18 protein-coding genes are annotated in these 20,742 nt (G+C 65.8%); 6 read left to right on the forward strand and 12 right to left on the reverse strand.

The genetic code is table 11. The features are described 5' to 3' along the window. Nucleotides 1–48 precede the first annotated feature (48 nt). The 7 genes from ACQY72_RS00430 to rhmD all read right to left on the reverse strand — a co-directional run bounded on the left by ACQY72_RS00430 (nt 49) and on the right by rhmD (nt 8,862). The gene (locus tag ACQY72_RS00430; protein ID WP_428154961.1) at nt 49–1,503 is read right to left on the reverse strand and encodes an oligogalacturonate lyase family protein; all 1,455 of its coding nucleotides are present in this window, start codon (nt 1,501–1,503) and stop codon (nt 49–51) included. Nucleotides 1,504–1,530: 27 nt separating this feature from the next. Next, the gene (locus ACQY72_RS00435) at nt 1,531–3,813 is read right to left on the reverse strand and encodes a hypothetical protein (protein WP_428154962.1); all 2,283 of its coding nucleotides are present in this window, start codon (nt 3,811–3,813) and stop codon (nt 1,531–1,533) included. Then, nucleotides 3,813–5,078 (reverse strand): sugar MFS transporter, encoded by a 1,266-nt coding sequence (locus tag ACQY72_RS00440; protein WP_428154963.1) that lies wholly within the window; start codon nt 5,076–5,078, stop codon nt 3,813–3,815. The genes ACQY72_RS00435 and ACQY72_RS00440 overlap by 1 nt, the downstream gene beginning before the upstream one ends. Before the next feature lie 63 nt (nt 5,079–5,141). Continuing rightward, a complete protein-coding gene (locus tag ACQY72_RS00445; RefSeq protein WP_428154964.1) occupies nt 5,142–6,044 on the reverse strand; it encodes an amidohydrolase family protein in 903 nt (300 codons plus the stop codon). A gap of 11 nt (nt 6,045–6,055) precedes the next feature. After that, a complete protein-coding gene (locus ACQY72_RS00450; protein ID WP_428154966.1) occupies nt 6,056–6,805 on the reverse strand; it encodes an SDR family NAD(P)-dependent oxidoreductase in 750 nt (249 codons plus the stop codon). Beyond that, complete coding sequence (locus tag ACQY72_RS00455; protein WP_428154967.1) at nt 6,802–7,650, reverse strand: fumarylacetoacetate hydrolase family protein; 849 nt, start codon at nt 7,648–7,650, stop codon at nt 6,802–6,804. The genes ACQY72_RS00450 and ACQY72_RS00455 overlap by 4 nt, the downstream gene beginning before the upstream one ends. Before the next feature lie 18 nt (nt 7,651–7,668). Beyond that, the gene (gene rhmD / locus ACQY72_RS00460) at nt 7,669–8,862 is read right to left on the reverse strand and encodes an L-rhamnonate dehydratase (RefSeq protein ID WP_428154969.1); all 1,194 of its coding nucleotides are present in this window, start codon (nt 8,860–8,862) and stop codon (nt 7,669–7,671) included. A gap of 140 nt (nt 8,863–9,002) precedes the next feature. On the opposite strand from rhmD, the gene ACQY72_RS00465 reads away from it, so the two are divergent. From ACQY72_RS00465 to lldD, 3 genes are read left to right on the forward strand one after another with little or no spacing between them, the layout of a single operon-like run. Continuing rightward, a complete protein-coding gene (locus ACQY72_RS00465; RefSeq protein WP_159850817.1) occupies nt 9,003–9,809 on the forward strand; it encodes an IclR family transcriptional regulator in 807 nt (268 codons plus the stop codon). A gap of 24 nt (nt 9,810–9,833) precedes the next feature. Beyond that, the gene (locus ACQY72_RS00470; RefSeq protein WP_428154971.1) at nt 9,834–10,595 is read left to right on the forward strand and encodes an SDR family NAD(P)-dependent oxidoreductase; all 762 of its coding nucleotides are present in this window, start codon (nt 9,834–9,836) and stop codon (nt 10,593–10,595) included. Between the two features lie 9 nt (nt 10,596–10,604). After that, nucleotides 10,605–11,738 (forward strand): FMN-dependent L-lactate dehydrogenase LldD, encoded by a 1,134-nt coding sequence (gene lldD, locus ACQY72_RS00475; protein WP_428154972.1) that lies wholly within the window; start codon nt 10,605–10,607, stop codon nt 11,736–11,738. Nucleotides 11,739–11,860: 122 nt separating this feature from the next. Here the strand turns inward: lldD and ACQY72_RS00480 are convergent, their stop codons facing one another. The 4 genes from ACQY72_RS00480 to kduI form a co-directional block, all read right to left on the reverse strand. Then, on the reverse strand, nt 11,861–13,504 hold the full coding sequence (locus ACQY72_RS00480; RefSeq protein WP_428154974.1) for a pectate lyase: 1,644 nt from the start codon (nt 13,502–13,504) through the stop codon (nt 11,861–11,863). Between the two features lie 155 nt (nt 13,505–13,659). Further along, nucleotides 13,660–14,715 (reverse strand): PfkB family carbohydrate kinase, encoded by a 1,056-nt coding sequence (locus ACQY72_RS00485; protein ID WP_428154976.1) that lies wholly within the window; start codon nt 14,713–14,715, stop codon nt 13,660–13,662. A 21-nt stretch (nt 14,716–14,736) separates the two neighbouring features. Further along, the gene (gene kduD / locus ACQY72_RS00490; protein ID WP_159850826.1) at nt 14,737–15,495 is read right to left on the reverse strand and encodes a 2-dehydro-3-deoxy-D-gluconate 5-dehydrogenase KduD; all 759 of its coding nucleotides are present in this window, start codon (nt 15,493–15,495) and stop codon (nt 14,737–14,739) included. Nucleotides 15,496–15,517: 22 nt separating this feature from the next. Beyond that, a complete protein-coding gene (gene kduI / locus ACQY72_RS00495; protein WP_428156729.1) occupies nt 15,518–16,363 on the reverse strand; it encodes a 5-dehydro-4-deoxy-D-glucuronate isomerase in 846 nt (281 codons plus the stop codon). A 173-nt stretch (nt 16,364–16,536) separates the two neighbouring features. Between kduI and ACQY72_RS00500 the strand changes: the two genes are divergently transcribed. Beyond that, complete coding sequence (locus tag ACQY72_RS00500; RefSeq protein WP_428154977.1) at nt 16,537–17,199, forward strand: RpiB/LacA/LacB family sugar-phosphate isomerase; 663 nt, start codon at nt 16,537–16,539, stop codon at nt 17,197–17,199. A gap of 45 nt (nt 17,200–17,244) precedes the next feature. Here the strand turns inward: ACQY72_RS00500 and ACQY72_RS00505 are convergent, their stop codons facing one another. Beyond that, nucleotides 17,245–18,318: a LacI family DNA-binding transcriptional regulator gene (locus tag ACQY72_RS00505; RefSeq protein WP_428156730.1), complete on the reverse strand. Its 1,074-nt coding sequence runs from the start codon at nt 18,316–18,318 to the stop codon at nt 17,245–17,247. A 144-nt stretch (nt 18,319–18,462) separates the two neighbouring features. Here ACQY72_RS00505 and ACQY72_RS00510 point away from each other — a divergent pair, with 144 nt between their 5' ends. Together ACQY72_RS00510 and ACQY72_RS00515 are read left to right on the forward strand one after the other, a co-directional pair. Then, a complete protein-coding gene (locus ACQY72_RS00510) occupies nt 18,463–19,302 on the forward strand; it encodes a 2-keto-4-pentenoate hydratase (RefSeq protein WP_428154978.1) in 840 nt (279 codons plus the stop codon). A gap of 88 nt (nt 19,303–19,390) precedes the next feature. Continuing rightward, nucleotides 19,391–20,677, forward strand: coding sequence for an MFS transporter (locus tag ACQY72_RS00515; RefSeq protein ID WP_428154980.1), 1,287 nt, complete (start codon nt 19,391–19,393; stop codon nt 20,675–20,677). Nucleotides 20,678–20,742 lie beyond the last annotated feature (65 nt).

Below are 20,742 nucleotides of genomic sequence, written 5' to 3' on the forward strand. Positions count from 1 at the left end.
AAACCTCGACAATTCAGGCGTCGGGTCTCGACAAATCGTCGATGTTTCCTAGGCGCGGCGCTCGACTTCGACGGCGTAGACGTGGTTGGCGCCGTGCATGTTCGACACGAAGACGATCCATTTGGCGTCCGGCGTGAAGGTCAGATTCGGCTCCAGCCGGTAGTCGTGGTTCGACAGGTCCACCAGCCGTTCCGAGCGCAGATATTCGACGAATATCTGGTCGTCCTTGTCGCTGGACGGATCGGCGTCGACGATTGGTTCGGGACGCAGCAGGACGATCCATTTGCCGTCGGGCGCATGGGCGACCATGTCGCCGTCGCCGCCGTCGCCGGCGAACAGGGTCCCGTCCGGCGAGACGTTGTAGTGGACGGACCAGTCGTTCTGCTCGACCCGGCGATAGACGCGACGGCCCGTCTCCAGATCGACCGAGGCGACCCAGAAGACCTGGCCGCGCGGGGTCTGCAGGTCATAGAGCACCTGCTTTCCATCTGGGCTGAACCATTCGTGGCCGAAAATCTCGAAGTTCATCGTCCGCTGATGGGTTTTCCTCAGGCCCGTGCCGTCTGCGCGGATGGCCCACATCCGGTCCACACGGTGCCAGGGGCCTTCGTGGCAGAAGATGATCTGCTGCGGATCGGTGGGCGAGAACTGGGTGTGGCCGATCCATTCGTTGGTCTTGTGGATCACGCGCCGCTCGCCCGTCGCCAGGTCGATGACGAAGATCTCCATCGGATAGCCGGCGGCCCAGCGCTGTAGCATCCGCACGCCCTTGGCGCGGGCGAAATTCAGCGGCTTTCCGTCCGGCCCATTGGCTTCGTATTCGGCCTGGTCGAAGCGGCGATTGCGGGGATCGGGCACGGTCGGCTGAATCGGCTGGCTGTCATAGGCGACGAAGCCCAGCAGCAGGGTCTCGTCGGCGTTGACCGAATTGATCTGACCGTTCGGGATCCGGCCGATCTCGCGACGTTGTTTGGTGTCGGCGTCGATGACGAACAGGGTCTTGGCGCGGTCCATCAGTTGACCTTCGCCAGGCTCGGTGACGGAATAATAGACGTTGCGGCCCTTGCGGCCGGTGAACATCAGGTCGGCGTCGTGCTCGGGGACCAGGACGCTGACGGCCCAGGTCGCCAGATCGACGGTCGAGATGCCCTGGGGCGTCGAGATGACCATCAGGTCAGGCGCGCCGGCCTTGGGCGGCAGGAACATGTTCTTGTAGAAATAGGGCTTTCCGCCCCCGCCGTCGGGCGAGACGCGGCGGATGCGGTGGTCGGTCTTGGGGTCGACCCACTCGGTCGGGACCGGGCCATCCCAGCGCGACCGCTCGACCGGCGTCTCCTGGGTCGAGGGCGGTGCGGTGTTGGGCGCGGGCCAGACGGGGATCTGGCCCGGCGCTGGCGGGGCTGCGGTCGCGGCCTGCTGGGCCTGGACGTTCGTGGTGGCGAAGGCGCCGACGGCGGGGGCCGCGAACAGGGCCTTCAGGGCGGTGCGTCTGGAGGTCGTCATTGGGGCGTTCCTCTCGGTTTTTCTGGATTACGGCGCGGGGGTCAGGCCTTCGACCCGGATGGTCCAGCCGTCCTTCGGAAAGCCCGGGGCGTGGCCGCTCGACCCGTCCCAGCCCGCCGCCATCAGGCCGACGGCCATCAGCAGCGACCCATTGGAGGGGAAATAGGTCTCGGCGGCGCGGCGATAGCCGGGACCGTCGGGATTGACCGCCATTTCGACGCCGCCTGCCCCGGCCGAGACGGGCACCAGTTCGTCGGCGTGCTCGTCCAGGTGGACGCGCGGGGTCATGCCGGTGACGCCCCACTGATTGTTCTTCAGATCGGCGAACAGCCAGTCCACGGCCTTTTCCGGTTCGCCGACGCGGGCGGCGGTCATGGCCATCATCGGGAAGTCCCAGCCCCAGGTCTGGCGTACATCCCAGTTCTGCTCGACCGCCTCGAAGGTGCGGCGCATGGCGGCCGGATCGATCCGCGCGCCAGGGATGAAGCCATAGGCCATCAGGAAGGAGGGATGGTCGCGGTTCTTGCACTGGGCCGCCGCCGCGTGCTTGCGACAGGCGTCGGACATGGCCGTCTCCCAGAAGTCCGGCAGGTTTTCGATCGGCAGATAAAGGCCGTCCTTCATCGGCGGCGGCGCGATCTTCGCTAACGCCTGATCCCAATCGGCGCGGCGGGCCTGGCCCTTGCGTTCGCGCCAAGCTTGGGCGGTTTCCAGCGCCCAGCGGAAATACTCGACCTCGAAGGTCGGGTTCACCGTGGTCAGGGGATCGTAGTTCTCCTGGGCCGGGATCATCGGCGTGCCCAGGTTCAGCCGGCCGTCGTGTTCGATGGGCCAGGAGGCCAACAGGTCGGCGGTCGCCTCGACCACCTCGCCATATCGATCCAGCACGGCCTGATCCTTCTCGGCGCGCCAGACCAGTTCGGCCAGCAGGATCGGATGCGGCTGCTGCCACATGATGAAGGGCGAGACCAGGCTGGGGCTGTTGCGGCCCTCGGGCCCGACCATCTTGGGCCACCAGGCGCCCTTGACGTGGTGACGGGCGGCCTCGGCGCGGGCGTTGTCCAGATTGCCGACATACCAGGGCAGGCTGCGCTCCAGCATGTCGGGATGGCCCCACATGGCCTGCCAGCCGGAATGCCAGGGGTGCATTTCCAGGTGGAACTTGCCGTACCAGCTGTTGGACAACAGGCCCTCTTCTTGCGGCGGCAGTTCGCCGGCGCCGTTAACGGCCGACAGGTATTGCGACAGGACCACACGCCGCTCCAGCTCGGCTGCGCGCGGGTCGGTTGACCCCGAAAAATCGACGGCGCCGCCCTGGGTCCAGAAGGCGTTCCAGTGTGCGGCGGTCGCCTGGACGCCGGCGGAATAGGCGGGTGTCTTCTCGACGGGCTCCTGCTGATCGAAACGGACCATGACGGTCAGCCGGTCGCGACCAGCGGTGGCAACGCGGAAGGCGTCGGCGCCGCTCTGTTCGATCTTACCGGAAGCGGTGATGCCGGAATAATAGGTGGTGTCGTCCAGGGTGCGGCGAATGTGGACGTCGCCCGTGTCGGAGGCGACGATGCTCAGGCTTTGCGCGCCAGAGGCCTCGAACGTCGTCGGGTCGGGATTGATGGCGGGGTTCACGCCCGGATAGCGGACCTGGACGCCCAGACCCTGGGCGGCGACCAGGGGCGAGGCGATCTCGACCATGACCATGTCCAGCGTCGGGTGGACGCGGGTCACGACCTCGACCGGCTGGCCGTCATAGGTGAAGCGGCTGGTCAGGGCGCCGGACCACAGGTCCAGCGTCTGGCGCGTGTCGGCGACCTTGGTGAAGTCCAGCGGCTTGCCGTCGGCGAAGGTCAGGCCGATGCGGCTGAGCGAGAACCGATGCGGATTGGCCCGCAGCCACGTGTACGCGGGCTGGGTTTCCGCCACGTCCCACGATTTCATCCAGGCATAGGGCTGCTCGCCCCGACCCGGCACGGGCACGTCGATCAGGCCGTCCTGTTCGGTATAGCCGTTCGGATTGGGGAAACTGTGCCAGGCCCACTGGGCCATGGTCAGCAGGGGGGCCAGTTCCGAATACTGCTCCGGGAAGGTCTGGAGCCCTGTGATGTCGGCGGTGAAGCCCAGGTCGCCGTTGCCCAGCATGATCGGGGCGTGGCGGTCGATGGCGGTCAGGCTGACGTTGTGGCGGGTGACCAGGGCGTGCCGGTCTATCGGCGCGGCGGGCGCGACGGCGGCGGTAGGCGTCACCGTCTGGGCGCAGGCGGCCGTGGGACCGGCCAGCAGGGTGAAGGCGAGGAGGGCGGTGCGAAGACGCATCAGGCGGCATCCTTCTTCAGTCCAAGGCCAGCGCCCTTCCAGCCGTACCAGGCGACGACGGCGAAGCAGACGGCGGGCAGCAGGAAGGCGACATTGGCGCCGTAGAGGTCGGCGATCTTGCCCATGGGCCAAGGCAACAGCACGCCGCCGCCGATGGCCATGACCATCAGGGAGGACGCCTTCTTGGTGCCGGCGCCCAGGCCGGTGGTGCCCAGGGCGAAGATGGTGGCGAACATGGTGGACATGAAGAAGAAGACGGCGATCAGGGCGATCGGCGAGACGATGTTGATCCCTGCGGCCACGACCAGGGTCAGGACCACATTGATCACGCCATAGGTGGTCAGCAGGACGCGGGGCCTGACCTTCAGCAGAAGGGCGGTGGCGAAGAAGCGGCCGACCAGATAGCCGATGGCCGCCAGCGACAGCATGAAGGCGCCTTGCTGGCTGGTCAGGCCCTGCCAGTTGTGAGTCACCAGATTGATGAAATAGGCGCCGATGCCGACCTGGGCGCCGATGTAGAGGGCCTGGGTGATCACGCCGGCGATGAAGTGCGGCTGTTTGGACAGGGGCAGGGCGGGGGCGTCGCCTTCGACCGCGCCGCCGTGATCCGACAGGCCGGTCTCGGGCAGGCGGGCGCGCCAGACGGCGAGGGCGAACAGGACCACGCCGACGGCGATCAGCCCGTAGACGATCTGGATCGAGCGGGTCGCGCCGCCCAAGGCTTCGGTCGTGGTCGGGCTGAAGAAGACCGCGCCGCCGATCAGCGGGCCGAAGAAGACGCCCAGGGCATTGAACGACTGGGCCAGGTTCAGCCGCTGGGAGGCCTTCGCCGGATCGCCCAGGACGTTGACGTAGGTGTCGGCGCTGGTCTCCAGGATGCACAGGCCGGCGGCAAGCACAAACATCGAGCCGACGAAGGGCAGGAAGGCGCCCGCGCCCGCCGCCGGAATGAACAAGAGGGCGCCGATGGCGGTGACCGCCAAGCCCGACACGATGCCGAACTTGTAGCCTCGCGCGTTCAGCAGCATGCCAGCCGGGATCGACAGCAGCAGATAGGCCCCGAAATAGGCAATCTGCAGCCAGGCGCTGTCTGCCTGGCTGATGCTCAGCGTCTCCTGGAAATGCTTGTTCAGCACGTCCAGGAGACCATAGGCCAGGCCCCAGATCAGGAAGCAGGCGATGGCGAAGGCCAGCGGGCCTTTCAGCGAACCGGCTGGTTTGGCGAGTCCGCCGGGTGTGTGTGTGGCGTCGGTCTCGATGACCATGGGGTACTCTCCTGGATGTCCTCGGGGCCTAGCCGTCTTGCTGCGGCTTCGGCAGGATGGGTGTCAGATGCGGTAGATCGCCTCGGCGTTGGCGGCGAACAGGCGGTCGCGCTCGTCGGCCGAGAAGTCGGCCGTGATCGCGTCGAAGGCGGAGTAGAAGGCGTCGAAGCTTCCGTGGACGCTTTCGACGGGGAAGTCGGAGGCGAACATGGCGCGCTGGGTCCCGAAGATGTCGATGCAGTCCAGGACGACGGGCCGGATGCTTTCGGGCGTCCAGGCGCGGTCGGTGATGCCCAGGCCGGAGATCTTGATCGAGACCTGGGGCTGGGCGGCCAGCAGGCGCAGACCCGTGCGCCAGCGCTCCATGCCGATGTCGTCGCAGTCGGTCGGCAGGCCGGCGTGGTTGACGATCATGGGAATGTCGGGATGGCGCGCGGCGATGATGGCGGCGGTCGCCATCTGCGACGGATACAGCTGCAGGTCGAACGACAGGCCATGCCGCGCCAGCTTGGCCAGCCCCTCGATCCACAGCGGATCGCGCAGCAGATCGCGGTCGGTATAGGTCTTCAGCAGATCCTCGTGCCAGCAGACGATCTGGCGCACGCCGCGCACGTTCGGCCGGGCCGCGTGGGCCTCCAGCAGGGCGTCGAGGTCGGGGTCGAGCAGATCGGCGCCGGCGACGATGGCGTGCGGATAGCCGTAGTCATCCGCCAGCGACTGGAGCCAGTCGGTTTCGGCCAGTTGCCGGCCGATGGGCTGGCCGGCCTCGACGTGGACGATCTTGTCCACGCGCCAGCCGGCGGTGTCGGCGAGGTAGTCCTTCAGAAGATAGTTCTTGTGCGCGATGGGCGACATCTCCCCTGCCGGATTGTTCGGCAGGGGATCGTCCTGAAGCCAGCCATAGCGCGCACGCGACAGGTCCCACAGGTGGACGTGGCTATCGACGATGCGAAGGTCGCTGCCCACCTGTCGGCTCCTCAGTAGGTCGTGCGGCCGCCCGACGTATCGAACGTCGAAGCGGTGGTGAAGCTGCATTCCTCGGACGCCATGAAACAGACCATTGCCGCGCTTTCCTCGACCTCGCCCAGGCGGCCCATGGGGATTTTGGAGCGCATGTAGTCGACCTGGCTCTGGGGCAGTTGCGCCAGGATCGGGCTTTCGAAGGTGGCGGGGGTCAGGCTGTTGGCGATGACGCCCTTGCCGGCCAGTTCCTTGCCCAGCGACTTGGTGAAGCCGATCACCCCGGCCTTGGACGCCGAATAGGCGCTGGCGTTGGGATTGCCTTCCTTGCCAGCCACCGAGGCGACGTTGACGATCCGGCCATAGCCGTTCTCGAGCATGAAGGGCACGATGGCGCGCGAGCAGTAGAAGACACCGTTCAGGTTGATGTCCACGACCAGTTTCCAACTGTCGATCGGAAACTCATGCACGGGCACGGTGGCTCCGGTGATGCCGGCCGAGGCGATCAGGATGTCGATCTTGCCCAGCGCTTTGTTGGATTCCTCGGCCGCCGCAGCGACGGCGTCGGCGTCCGAGACGTCCAAGGCCACGACGTGGGTCGCGCCGATCTCTTCGGCCGCCGCCTTCAGCGCATCGGCGTTCAGATCCCACAGCACGACCTTGCCGCCCTCGGCGACGATGCGGGCGGCCGAGGCCTTGCCCAGGCCCGAGGCGCCGCCGGTGACGACGGCGGTGCGGCCCGCGAAACGGCCTTGAAACGCGCTCATCGCGACCACGCCACGAAGTTCTGGCCCTGTTCGCCCAGTTTCTGGATGCCCAGGCGGACCGTGTCCCCGGCCTTCAGATAGAGCGGCGGCTTCTGGCCCAGGCCCACGCCCGGAGGGGTGCCCGTGGTGATCAGGTCGCCGGGCTCCAGCGTCATGAACTCCGACAGATAGGAGACGATCTCGGCGACGCCGAAGATCATGGTCTTCGTATTGCCGGTCTGCATACGCTTGCCGTTCAGGTCCAGCCACATGTCCAGGTCCTGGACGTCGCCGACCTCGTCGGTCGTGACGATCCAGGGGCCGACAGGGCCGAAGGTGTCGCAACCCTTGCCCTTGTCCCAGGTGCCGCCGCGCTCGGTCTGATAGGCGCGCTCGGACACGTCGTTGATCAGCACATAGCCGGCGACGTGATCCAGCGCCTCGTCCTGGGTGACGTAGGTGGCGGGCTTGCCGATGACGATTCCCAGCTCGACTTCCCAGTCTGTCTTTTCCGAGCCGCGCGGAATGATGACGTCGTCGTTCGGCCCGTTCAGGCAGGTTATGGCCTTGGTGAAGACGACGGGCTCGCCCGGGATGGGCAGGTTGGATTCGGCGGCATGGTCGGCGAAGTTGAGGCCGATGGCGATGAACTTGCGGCTGCCGCTCACCGGCACGCCATAGCGGGGTTCGCCCTCGACCAGGGGAAGCGTGGTCGGGTCGATGGCCTTCAGCGCCTGAAGCGCCGCGCCATGCAGTTGGTCCGGCGTGATGTCGGCGACGACGCCCGACAGGTCGCGGATGCGTCCGTCGGCGTCCAGCGTGCCCGGCTTTTCCTGGCCCTTGGGGCCGTAACGCAGCAGTTTCATTCTTGAGTGTCTTTCGTCTTAGCGCGCGTAGGGGCGATGCAGGGCGATGTCGCGGTTCAGCTCGACGCCGAAACCGGGCGTGTCGGGAACCTTGAGCTTGCCGTTCACCGGAACCGGTTCGCCGATCAGTTGCGGATGGAACATGGGCACGACCTCGTCGGCGCCGGGGGCCATCATCAGGAACTCCGCGAACGGGCTGTTATGGCGCGTCACGACGAAGTGGTAGGAATAGACGCTGGATCCGTGCGGGATCATCAGCACGCCCTTGGCGTCGGCCATGGCGGAGATCTTGATCAGCTCGGTCACGCCGCCGCACCAGCCCACGTCCGGCTGGATAATGTCGCAACATTCCATTTCCAGCAGCATGCGGAAGCCCCAGCGGGTGGCCTCGTGCTCGCCGGTGGTGACCAGCATCCCCTTGGGGGCGTTCTTCTTCAGCGCCTGATAGCCCCAGTAGTCGTCGGGGCTCAGCGCCTCCTCGATCCATTTCAGGCCCAGCTTGTGCGCCTCGTGGGCCAGGCGGGTGGCGTAGTTCAGGTCCAGCGCCATCCAGCAATCGAACATCAGCCAGAAGTCGTCGCCGCAGGCGTTCCGCATGGCCTCCAGCTCGGCCAGGTTCTTGCGCAGACCTTCCTCACCCTCTGCGGGTGCGTGGTGCAGGGGCATCTTGCCGCCGATGAAGCCCAGTTCCTTGGCTTTGTCGGGTCGTGCGCCGGTGGCGTAGAAGGTAAGCTCTTCGCGCACCGGTCCGCCCAGCATGGCGAAGACCGGCTCCTGGCGCAGGCGGCCAAGAAGATCCCACAACGCCAGATCGACGCCGGAGATGGCGTTCACCACCAGACCCTTGCGGCCGTAATACTGGGTCGAGAAATACATCTGGTCCCAGATCTTCTCGACCTCGGACGGATCGCGGCCTTCCAGGAAGCGCGCTAGGTGTTTCTCGACGATATAGGCGGCGGGTTCGCCGCCGGTCGTCGCCGCGAAGCCGACCACGCCGTTCTCGGCTTCGATCTCGACCACCAGGGTGCCCAGCACATTGATCCCGAAGCTGCGGCGGCTCTGGCGATACTCGGGATATTTCGCCATCGGCGTGGCGATATGGTCGTCGATCCAGTGGCCGTCGCCTTGGTCGTGATAGTCGGCGCCGCCCCCGGTTCCGTCGTTCTTCACGACGAGGGCGCGGACGTGTTTGATCTTCGGCAGGCGGCTCATTGAGAAATCACCGGCATTTGGTGATTTGCTCCCATCATACGGGATTTCACTGGCTTTCCTCCGTGCGCCGCGTCAAACTCAACCCAGTTCCCCGGACAAGCTTGCGTGTTTTGCTACATTCTGAGAATGAGGATTACGAAATGGGACGAGTGGCGTCAATCAAGACCGCACAGGTCGATGGGGAAGAAGAAGTCGGCGCCAAGGCGTCCGGCAGTCAGACCCTTCTGCGCGGCCTGGACGTGATCGACGCCCTGATGGAGGGCTCGCTGCCTCTGGCCGAGCTGTCCGAGAAGCTGGACCTTACCCGCAGCACGACCCACCGCCTGGCCTCGGCCCTGGTCGATCGTCGCCTGCTGTCGTTCCGTCCGCGCGAGGGCTACAGCCTGGGCCCGAAACTGCTGGAACTGGGCCATGCGGCCAGCCAGCAGATGCATCTGCCGCGCGTCGCCCGGCCCTGGCTGGAACAGCTGTCGGCCCAGACCGACGACACGGTTCACCTGGGCGTACTGGACGGCCGACATGCGCTCTATCTGGACAAGGTCGCCGGTCGCCGGCGCATCAACATCGGCTCTCGGCTGGGGGAGCGGCATCCCATCGCCTCGACCGGTCTGGGCAAGGCCCTGATTCTCGACAAGTCCGAGCCGGACTGGATCGACTTCTATGCGCCCGAAGGCGCGCCCTTTGATTCGTCGGCCCGCGCCGTCTGGCTGGAACGGATGCATGGCTATGCTCAGAAGGGCTACGCCTTCGACCTTGAAGAGAACGAGGACCAGATCCGCTGCGTCGCCGCCCCGATCCGTTCGGTTGACGGCCATATCGTCGCCGCGCTCAGCGTCTCCTCGGCCGCCCAATACATGTCCGACGCCCGGATGACGGAACTGACCAAGACCGTCACCGACGCCGCCAACGCCATCAGCGCCGACCTCGGTTGGCTGCCGAAACCCTGAACACAGTGAAACGTCGGAGCCCGCATGCTGCTTGAGAACAAGGTCGTCCTGATCACGGGCGCATCGCGGGGAATCGGACGGGCGACGGCGATCGAAGCCGCACGCCAGGGCGCGAACGTCGCCATCAACACCTACAAGGACGATGCGGTCGCCGCCGAAGTGATCGCCGAGATCGAGGCTCTGGGCCGCAGGGCCATCGTGGTCGACGCCGATGTGGCCCAGCCGGACAGCGCCACGACCTTCGTGAATGCGGCGGTCGAGGCGTTCGGGCGCGTGGACGTCTTCGTCTCCAACGCCGGCATCTGCCCCTTCCACGCCTTCCTCGACATGCCGGTCGAGACCCTGCGCCGCACGATGGAGGTCAATCTCCACGGGGCCTATTTCATGACCCAGGCGGCGGCGAACCAGATGGTCAAGCAAGGGCAGGGTGGATCGATCGTCGCCATCAGCTCGATCTCGGCCCTTGTCGGCGGCGAGATGCAGACTCATTACACCCCGACCAAGGCGGGGGTGCACAGCCTGATGCAGTCCTGCGCCGTCGCCCTGGGGCGTCACGGCATCCGCTGCAACTCGGTGCTGCCGGGCACCATCGCCACCGACATCAACAAGGACGATCTCGCCGACCCGGCCAAGCGCGAATATATGGAAGGCCGTATTCCGTTGGGGCGTCTGGGCAGGCCGGAGGACATCGCCTCGGTCGTCGCCTTCCTGGCCTCGGACATGGCCGGCTACATGTCCGGCGCGGCCCTGCTGGTCGACGGCGGCGCCTTCGCCAACTTCCAGTAGGACGGGGCCGTGATCATCTCGTCGCCGGGCGATTACCGAGAGGCGGCGCGGCGCAAGCTGCCGCCCTTCCTGTTCCACTACATCGACGGCGGCGCCTACGCCGAACAGACCCTGCGCCGCAACGTCGAGGACTGGCAGGCCATCGCCCTGCGCCAGCGGGTGCTGCAGGACATGACCAGCCTCAGCCTGGAAACCCGGCTGTTCGGCGAGACCCTGCGCCTGCCCACCATCCTGGCGCCCGTGGGCCTGACCGGCATGTACGCCCGGCGTGGCGAGGTCCAGGCGGCGAAGGCGGCGGCGTCACGCGGCGTGCCCTTCACCCTGTCCACGGTCTCGGTCTGTCCGATCGAGGAGGTGGCGCCGGCCATCGACCGGCCGATGTGGTTCCAGCTCTATGTGCTGCGCGACCGGGGCTTCATGAAGAATGCGCTGGAGCGGGCCAAGGCGGCGGGCGTGAAGACCCTGGTCTTCACTGTCGATATGCCGACCCCCGGCGCCCGCTATCGCGACGCCCATTCGGGCATGAGCGGCCCCAACGCCGAGATCCGCCGCATGGGCCAGGCCATGACCCATCCGGCCTGGGCCTGGGACGTGGGGGTGCGCGGCACGCCGCACGATCTGGGCAATGTCTCGGCCTATCTGGGCAAACCGACGGGCCTGGCCGACTATATCGGCTGGCTGGCCAACAATTTCGATCCGTCGATCTCGTGGAAGGACCTGCAATGGATCCGCGACTTCTGGGACGGGCCGATGATCATCAAGGGCATACTGGACGAGCAGGACGCCCGTGACGCGGTCAGCTTCGGCGCCGACGGCATCGTGGTGTCGAACCATGGCGGGCGTCAGTTGGACGGGGTGCTGTCGTCTGCCCGCGCCCTGCCGGCTATCGCCGAGGCGGTGAAGGGCGATCTGAAGATCCTGGTCGATTCCGGCATTCGCAACGGCCTGGACGTGATCCGCGCCATCGCCTTGGGCGCCGACGCCGTCATGCTGGGTCGGGCGTTCATCTATGCGCTGGCGGCGGGGGGTGAGGCCGGCGTCGCCAACCTGCTCGACCTGTTCGAGAAGGAGATGCGGGTGGCCATGACCCTGACTGGCGCGAAGTCGGTCGAAGGGATCACGCGCGGTATGCTGGCGCTCTAACCCCATCCTCATCCGTCATCCTCGCCCTCGTGGCGAGGATCCAGACTCCCGGTGCATCCGTCCTGAGACCGGGAGTCTGGATCCTTGGGAAAAGCCCAAGGATGACGAAAGAGTGGGGGCGCCTACGCCCCCAACGCTTCGATCAGGTCGCCCATGTTGCGGATGAAGACCGAGGTCGAGACGCCCTCGACCGGGAAATCGGTTTGGTAGGGCGAGGTGTCCCACAGGTCGCCGACGCGGGTCATCTGATATTCGCCGCCCGTTACCGCCGTGGGCGACGGCCCCTTGTAGGGGTTCGAGGTGGTGGTCAGCGGCGTGGGCCAGTAGCCTCGGGCGTTCAGGCCTGCCATCACCTCGGCCGCACGATTGGCGTGCGGGCGGGTCGGACGGCGCGCGTCGCTGGACATGTCCCAGACGTCCACGTCCTGAAGCGTGAAATATTTCGGCAGGTGCAGCGAACCGGGGGGCGCCTTCAAGGGCGAGCCTTGTGTGGCCTCATCGACCGGCAGGGCCGACAGGCGCGCATATTCGGCGCGCAGGGCAGGGGTGTCCACGTTGCGGAACGAGCCATAGTGGACGATCAAGTTCGTGGGGTTGTCGTCGGCGTAATACTGGCCGTTGGCGATGTTGGATCCGCGCCGGTGGATGTAGATCGGCGTATTGGCGCCTTCCAGGACGAAGGTCGGGTGGGTGCGGCCCGGAGTGTTCAGAGGCGGCTTGGTCGCCACCTGATCCAGCCAGTCCATCGCCTCGGGCAGGCGCGCCAGATATTTCCGGTCGCCAGTCAGGCGATAGAAGCCCAGCATCGAGCGGATGTTGGTCCCCGTCGCATGGGTGACGAAGGCTTGCGGCTCGATGGTCCGCGCGCCGGCGGGCTTTAGCGTGTCAGGGAAGTGCTGCAGGCCCCAGGCCGGTTGCGGCTGGGGCTGCTGGGTCTTCACGAAGATGTCCATGCCGCGGTTGATCGCGTCCAGGATCTTTGGGTCCCCCCGGCCGTTCCGCGCCAGGCCATGATAGGCGTAGATCAGGAACTCCAGGTTCTCGCCCGCCACATCGTCGTTGAAGGTGATGTAGGGGGTGTAGTCCGCGTGCCCGTGCAGGCCGCCGTTCTGGACGAACGGATAGCGCTGAGGCCAGCCGCCGTTTTCGTATTGGCTTTCCAGCACGAAGCTGATCGCCTTGTTCAGCGGCGCCAGATATTTGCGGTCCTTCTTCTCCAGATAGACCCGCAGCAGGAGCTGCGATGCCTCGGCCGTGCCCGCGTCGTCGAACGTCGCATTGCCATAGTAGTGGTGGTATTCCTCCAGCCGCCAGGCGTTGGCGGCGACCGTGCCATACCACTGCTTCAGCGACTCCTCGCCGGCGGTGTCGATGACATAGTTCCAGCCGCCCAATGGGTGCTGGCCCTTGACCAGGGCGTCGGCGGCCTTCTTGGCGGCCTCATAGTAATATTCGTCGCCGGTGGCGTGATAGGCGTCCAGGAACAGGTGGCCCACGGTCGCCGTGCCGGGCGGCTGGACCCAGATCATGGTCGGGCTGGCTTCCAGCTCGCCCCAGCGGCGCGAGAAGTCGGGCAGATACTGCCAGACATAGCCGCCCTCGACGGCGGCCTCCTCGCTCATGAACCGGGCGGCGCGCTTCATGGCGTCCAGGACGGCGGGGCGCTCGGGAGAGGTCTGGGCGAAGGCGGGGCCGGATGCGGCGACGAAGGTGGCGGCGGCGCCGGCGGCCAGCAGGGCGCGGCGGTTCATGGACGTGACGGACATGGGAACTCCTAGTGTGACCTCGGACGGTTCTTGGCGACCGTTTCGAAGCGTTACTCAAGCATGACTGACACCGGTTTCCTAGTGCTTCGTCGTCAATGAAAAAGGCCGCATGGACTTCTCCACGCGGCCTCCACCAAATCACGATGTTTGCGGCTTCAGCGGCGGATATCGAACCCGCCGTCGCCCATGGCCGCGCGCACCTCGTCGGCGGTGAACAGGTTGAAGTCGCCGGGCACGGAATGTTTCAATCCGGCAGCGGCCAGGCCAAAATTCAGAGCCTCCTGATCCGACCATCCGCTCCACAGGCCAAACAGGACGCCCGAGGCAAAGGCGTCGCCGCCGCCGACCCGGTCAACGACGCCCGCCATGTGAATGGCCTCGGCGTTTGTCTCGATCACGCCGTCCCCAGACTCAGGTGTGGCGCGGGTCAGCATGACGGCCGACAAAGCCTGGTCGGCAACGCTGTCCTGAACGCGCAGGGTGCAGGCGATGCGTTGCAGGCGGGGGAAGGCGGCGAAGGCGGCCTTGGCGGCCTCGCGACGGCGCACGGCCGGATCGGCGCTGTCGAACTTCGCCTTCAGCACCAGGGCGAAGTCACGGTCGTCGGCGAAGGCGACCGTGGCGCCGGCCAGCATCTTGCCCAGGGTCGCGGGCGGATCGCCCTCCCACTGTTCCCACAGCTTGCCGCGGAAGTTGCCGTCATAGCTGACCTTCACGCCACGGCTGACAGCGGCATCGATGATGGCGACGGCGGCGGCCGAGCCGTTCGGCCCCGTCGCCGGCGTCACGCCCGAGGCGTGCAGCCATTCGACCCCGTCCAGCAGCTGGTCCCAGTCAAACGCCGTGTTCACGTGTTCGACGAAGGCCGAACCGGCGCGGTCGTAAAGCACTTCCGACGGACGCCGCACCGCGCCGGGCGTCAGGAAATACAGGCCCATGCGACCCGACTTGAACACGACCTGCGAGGTGTCGACGCCGTGCTTGCGCACCTCGTCGCGCACGCCTCGGCCAAGCGCATTGTCGGCCAGGACCGTCGCCATCCCGGTCGGCGCGCCGAAGCGGGCCAGCGACACGGCGACGTTCGCCTCGGCCCCCGCCGGACGGATCGTCAGGGCGGGGGACTGCATCAGCAGTTCATTCTGATTGGGCGAGAACCGCAGCAGCATCTCGCCGAAGCAAAGAATCCTGCCGCCCGAGGCGTGGTCTGTCATGGTCGGAAGGCTAGCCTTAGATCAGCGTGCTTGCCAGCCGCCGTCGACCGGCAGGATGGCGCCCTGGACATAGTCCGAGGCCCGACTGGCCAGGAAGACGGCTGCGCCGCCCAGGTCCGACGGCTCGCCCCAGCGACCTGCGGGGATGCGGCCCAGGATCTCGGCCGAACGCACCGGATCCTCGCGCAGGGCCTGGGTGTTGGCCGTGGCAAAATAGCCGGGGGCGATGGCGTTGGCGGTGATGCGGTGCGGCGCCCACTCGTTGGCCATCAGTTTGGTCAGGCCGGCGACGCCCGACTTGGAGGCGGTGTAGGAGGGCACGCGGATGCCGCCCTGGAAGGACAGCATTGAGGCGATGTTGATGATCTTGCCGCCGTCGCCCTGTTTGATGAACAGACGGGCGACCGCCTGGCTCATGAAGAAGACCGTCTTCAGATTGATGTTCATCACCAGGTCCCAGTCGGCCTCGGTGAAGTCCACCGCGTCGGCGCGACGGATCAGGCCAGCGTTGTTCACCAGGATGTCGATCCGGCCCATGGCGGCCAAGGCTTCCTGAACCACGCGCTCGACCGGCTCGATCGAGGTCAGGTCGGCGCTGATGGCGTGGGCGCGACGGCCCAGGGCCTGGACCTTGGCGACCGTGTCGTCAGAATCCGACAGGGCGACCGAGACAATGTCGGCGCCGGCCTCGGCCAGAGCCAGGGCGATGCCTTGGCCCAGACCCACGTTGCCGCCGGTGACCAGGGCGACCTTGCCGGTCAGGTCGAACGGATTGCTCATGTTTTTCTTCCTCTTGTCCTGATTACTTCAACTGGCAGATGTCGAGCTTGTACATGTCGGTGTAGTCGAGATTCTCGCCGCCCATGCCCCAGATGAAGGTGTAGTTCGATGTGCCTGCGCCCGTATGGATCGACCACGGCGGGCAGATCACCGCCTCGCCGTCGGCGATGACGATGTGTCGCGACTTGTCCGGTTCGCCCATGAAGTGGAAGACGCGGTCGTCCTCGTCCAGGCCAAAGTAGAGGTAAGCTTCCGAGCGACGGTCATGAATGTGCGGCGGCATGGTATTCCACACCGAGCCGGGCTTGAGCACGGTCACGCCCAGCAGCAGCTGGCAGGACTTCACCTTGGCCGGAACGACATACTGGTAGATGGTCCGTTCGTTCGACGTCTCAAGCGCGCCCATTTCCAGCGGCACGGCCTCGTCGATCGAAATCTTGGTCAGGTCGTAGCGGGCGTGGGCCGGTGTCGCGACCAGATAGAATTTCGCGGGCTCGGCGGCGTTGTTCGAGGCGAAGCGGACGTCGCTGGAACCCATTGGCACATACAGACCGTCGCGGAAGCCCAGTTCAATCGTCTCGCCATCCACGGTGATCGAACCGGCGCCGCCGATATTGACCACGCCCAGTTCGCGGGCCTGAAGGAACGCGGCGCCGGCCAGCGACGGCGGTTCCGAATGGGTGGGCAGGGTCAAGGCGGTCTCGACCGGGGTCGCGCCGCCTATGATCATGCGCTCGTGGTGGGAATAGTTCAGGCTGATCTTGCCCGAAACGAACAGGCCCTCGATCAGATAGCGATCCCGCAGCTGCTGGTTCGAGGCGCCGTCCATCATGTCGGGATGGGTCGCCTGATAGACTTTGTCGTACATGGGGTCGTACATTTGGGTCTCCCTGGGAGCTCGCACCGCGAGCCGCAGTGACGGATCTTGCGTCCGTCCTTCTGTGGACTAGGTAACCGGTGTCATATTATGATGCAATGGATTAGACCATAATCGCCGACATCTGTTCGGCATCGCTTCGCCACCGTCTTGAGGATTCCCCCATGAAGATCGCTCTCATCATCGAAAACAGCCAGGCCGCCAAAAGCGAGACGGTGCATGCCGCGCTGACCGCCGTCGCGGAGCCCCTGGGCCATGAAGTCTTCCACTATGGAATGTATGCGGCCGAGGACAAGGCGTCGCTGACCTATGTGATGAACGGCGTCCTGACCGCCATTGTGCTGAACTCGGGCGCGGCCGATTTCGTCGTCACCGGCTGCGGCACGGGCACGGGATCGATGCTGGCCTGCAACAGCATGCCGGGCGTCTTTTGCGGCCTGATCATCGACCCGACCGACGCTTTCCTGTTCGGCCAGATCAATGACGGCAACGCCATCTCCATGCCTTACGCCAAGGGTTTTGGCTGGGCGGCGGAACTGAACCTGCAGGACGTCTATCGCAAGCTGTTCGAAGGCGAACGCGGCCTGGGCTATCCGCGTGAGCGGGCCGAGATCATGCGCAAGAACCGTGGCGTGCTCAGCGACCTGAAGGCCGTGACCTGCCACGACATGCTGACGGTGCTGAAGACGATGGACCAGGATCTGCTGAAGGCGGCCATCGCCGGCGAGCGGTTCCAGGAATACTTCTTCGCCAACGCCACCGACGAAGGCATCCGCGACTATCTGAAGGGTGTTCTCGCCGCCAAGCCCGTTCTCGAAACGGCTTAAGGCCTAGAGGTCGGCGCGCGATCACGCGCGCCGATCCACCTTATTTCAAGCCGCGTTGATCGCGGACTTGCGTACCACCAGGGCCGGACGCACCTCGGGCTGCTGCAGTTTGGCCGGATCGACGCCGCGCATCGGCGCCAGCAGTTTCTCGGCCGCCATGCGCCCCATGTCGCGGATCGGCAGGCGCACCGACGTCAGATTGGGCCAGACCCGCGCCGCCATGGGCAGGTCGTCGAAGCCCACGACCGACAGGTCGCGCGGCAGTTCCAGCCCACGATCCCGCGCCGCCTGCATCACGCCGATGGCCATGTCGTCGTTCAGGGTGAATATGGCTGTCGGGGGCGTTTCAAGCGCCAGCAGAGCGTGCCCGGCCTCGACGCCCGATTCGAACGTATAGGCGCCCTTGAAGTCATAGGCCGGGTCCAGCGGTATGCCCCGCTCGGCCAAGGCGTCTAGGAAGCCCTTGCCCCGCACGGCCGACGACCGGAACAGGTCCGGGCCGCGCACCAGGCCGATTCGCCGGTGCCCGAGGTCCGCCAGATGCGCCGCCGCCTCGGCCGCGCCGATCCAGTCGTTGGTGACCACCATGGCCTGCGGCTCGTCCAGCGCCACCGAGGCGATGCGGACATAGGGGCAGTCCAGGTCGCGCAGCAGGTCGATGACCTGTTCGTCCTCCGACACCGACGGCGGCATGATGACGCCGTACAAACGCTGGCGCTCGACGAAGCCTCGGATGTCTTCCAGCAGGGTAGGGGAGTTGCGGTTGCAAGGGTGGACGACCAGCTCCAGCCCCGAACCTTTCAGCGCATCCAGCACGCCCTGCTGCATGTTCACGACATAGGTCGGGCTGGGGTTGTCGTAGATCAGGCCGACCAGGAACGAGCGCCGGAACGCCAGGCCGCGCGCCTGGGGATCGGGTGTGAAGCCCAGGGTCTTGATGACGGCGTTGACCCTTTCGCGCGTGTCTTCCTTGACGAACGGCGACTGGTTGATGACCCGCGAGACGGTCTTCTTGGAGACCTGCGCCTCTCTGGCGACATCGTTGATGGTGGCCCGCTTGCCCGGTTTGCCGGATCGCGGATCGTCCTGAGCCAAGGCAGGCTCCTTCCCTCTGTGCAGCCCCAAGGCATAGCCGCGACTCGCCGCCGACGCCATGGGTCGATGTAAAGCGCATTGACACCGGTTTCCTTCGTCGCTCTTATCGAAGCTTATTCACGAGGCGACCCTTTTGACTTCGACCCTTCCTTTCGCGAGCCGCGCTCGATGAGTGCGACGCCTGTTTCGGATTCCGGCCCCGCGTCAGAGCTGCCGGCCGACCACGCCGACATCGCTCGACAGTTCGTCGAGGCGCGCCTGGCTGCGCGCTGCACGCCCGATTATCCAGGCGTGATTCCTCAGAGCATGGCCGAATCCTACGCCATTCAGGACATCGCCATCGGCCTGTTCCCCGACGAGGTCGTGGGTTGGAAGGTAGGCGGCGTGCCGCCGGCGCAGCAGCCGAAACTGGGCATCCATCGCCTGGCCGGCGCGATCTTCGCCCGCAACGTCTGGCCCGCCCCCGGCGACACCGTCGTGCCGCTGCCCGAGATCGAGGGTGGGTTCGCCGCCGTCGAATCGGAGTTCATCGCCCGGATCGGCGCCGACGCCGATCCCGCCAAGACGGACTGGACCGTCGAAGAAGCCACGGCCGCCGTGGACAAGGTCTTCATCGGCGTCGAACTGGCCGGCAGCCCCCTGTCGACGATCAACGACCTGGGCTCGGCCGTCGTGGCCTCCGACTTCGGCAACAACGGCGGGCTGATGATCGGCCCCGAGGTCGAGAACTGGCGCGAGCGCCTAGACGGCATCGAGGTCGAGACCGTGATCAACGGCGCCAGCGTCGGCACGGGCGGTTCGCTTTCGCTGGCCGGCGGCGCGATGGAATCGGTGCGCTTTCTATTGGAGCATTGCGCGCGCTGGGGCCGTCCGCTGAAAGCGGGTACGCTGGTCTCGACCGGCGCCGTCACCGGCGTCCACCGTGTCCACGCGGGCGACGAGGCCGTATGCATCTTCAAGGGTATCGCAGAACTTCATTGTTCGGTCGTCAGGGCCGAGGCCAAGTAAACATAACCGGACGTCAACCCCGCCGCCGTTCAGGGACGGAAAGAGCAAGGGACGCGTCGAGGAAATTTAGGAACGGGTTTTCATAACCATGTCAGACGCTTCCGTCGCGCCGCCGATTCAGATCAAGGCGCCGTCACCGGGCAAATACCGGTGGCTGATCATGTGGCTGCTGTTCGCGGCCATGGTCATCAACTACGTCGACCGGCAGATGATCGGCTTCCTCAAGCCGACCCTGTCCGTCGAAATGGGCTGGTCGGAAACCGACTATGCCGACATCGTCTTCTATTTCCAGGCCACCTACGCGCTGTTCTATGCGATCTGGGGCCGGCTGATGGACAAGATCGGGGCCCGGTGGGGCCTGGGGATCGCATTCGCCATCTGGCAGGTCGGCCATATCCTGCATGCCGGGGCGCGCGATCTGTCCCACTTCATCATGGCCCGGATGGTGCTGGGCGCCGGTGAGGCCGGGGGCTTCCCCGGCGGTATCAAGGCCGTAACCGAGTGGTTCCCCAAGAAGGAACGCGCTCTGGCGACCGGCCTGTTCAATGCGGGCACCAACATCGGCGCCATCGTCACGCCCCTGATCGTGCCGATCCTGGTGCTGTCGTTCGGCTGGCAAATGGCCTTTGTCATTACCGGCGTCTTGGGTCTGGTCTGGCTGCCGATCTGGCTGCTGGTCTATCGCAAGCCACGCGAGCAAAAGAATCTGTCCGCGACTGAACTGGCCTATATCGAACAGGATCCGGCCGACACGGACGAGAAGGTGGGCTGGCTCAAGCTGCTCACCGTCAAGGAAACCTGGGCCTATGCGGCGGGCAAGTTCCTGATCGATCCGATTTGGTGGATGTTCCTGTTCTGGCTGCCGGACTTCCTGGGCAAGCGTTACGGCCTGGACCTGAAGACCTTCGGTCCACCTATCGTCGCCATCTATCTGTTGTCGGACGTGGGTTCCGTGGGCGGGGGCTGGCTGTCGTCGCGGATGATGCATATGGGCATCAGCCTGAACAAGGCGCGCAAGCTGACCATGCTGTTGTGCGCCGTATTGGCCGTGCCGGTCATGTTCGCCGCAGAGGCGTCGAACCTGTGGGTCGCGGTCCTGATCATCGGCCTGGCCACAGCGGCGCACCAAGGCTTTTCGGCCAATCTCTATGCCCTGCCGGGCGACGTCTTTCCGCGCAAGGCCGTGGGATCGGTGGTCGGCATTGGCGGGATGCTGGGCGGTATCGGGGGGATGGTCTTCTCCAAATACGTCGGCCAGATCCTGGAGAAGATCGGCACCTATACGCCCATCTTCATTGTGGCCGGTTCGGTCTATCTGATCGCGCTTCTGGTCATCCACCTGATCATGCCGAAGTACGAGCCGGCCAAGGTCTGACGAACGACGCGAGGCTCAAGGCCTGAACGTTATCGAGGATTGCGGCCGGGCGAGTGATCGTCCGG

This window comes from Brevundimonas sp., from assembly GCF_965279155.1.
GTDB lineage: Bacteria > Pseudomonadota > Alphaproteobacteria > Caulobacterales > Caulobacteraceae > Brevundimonas.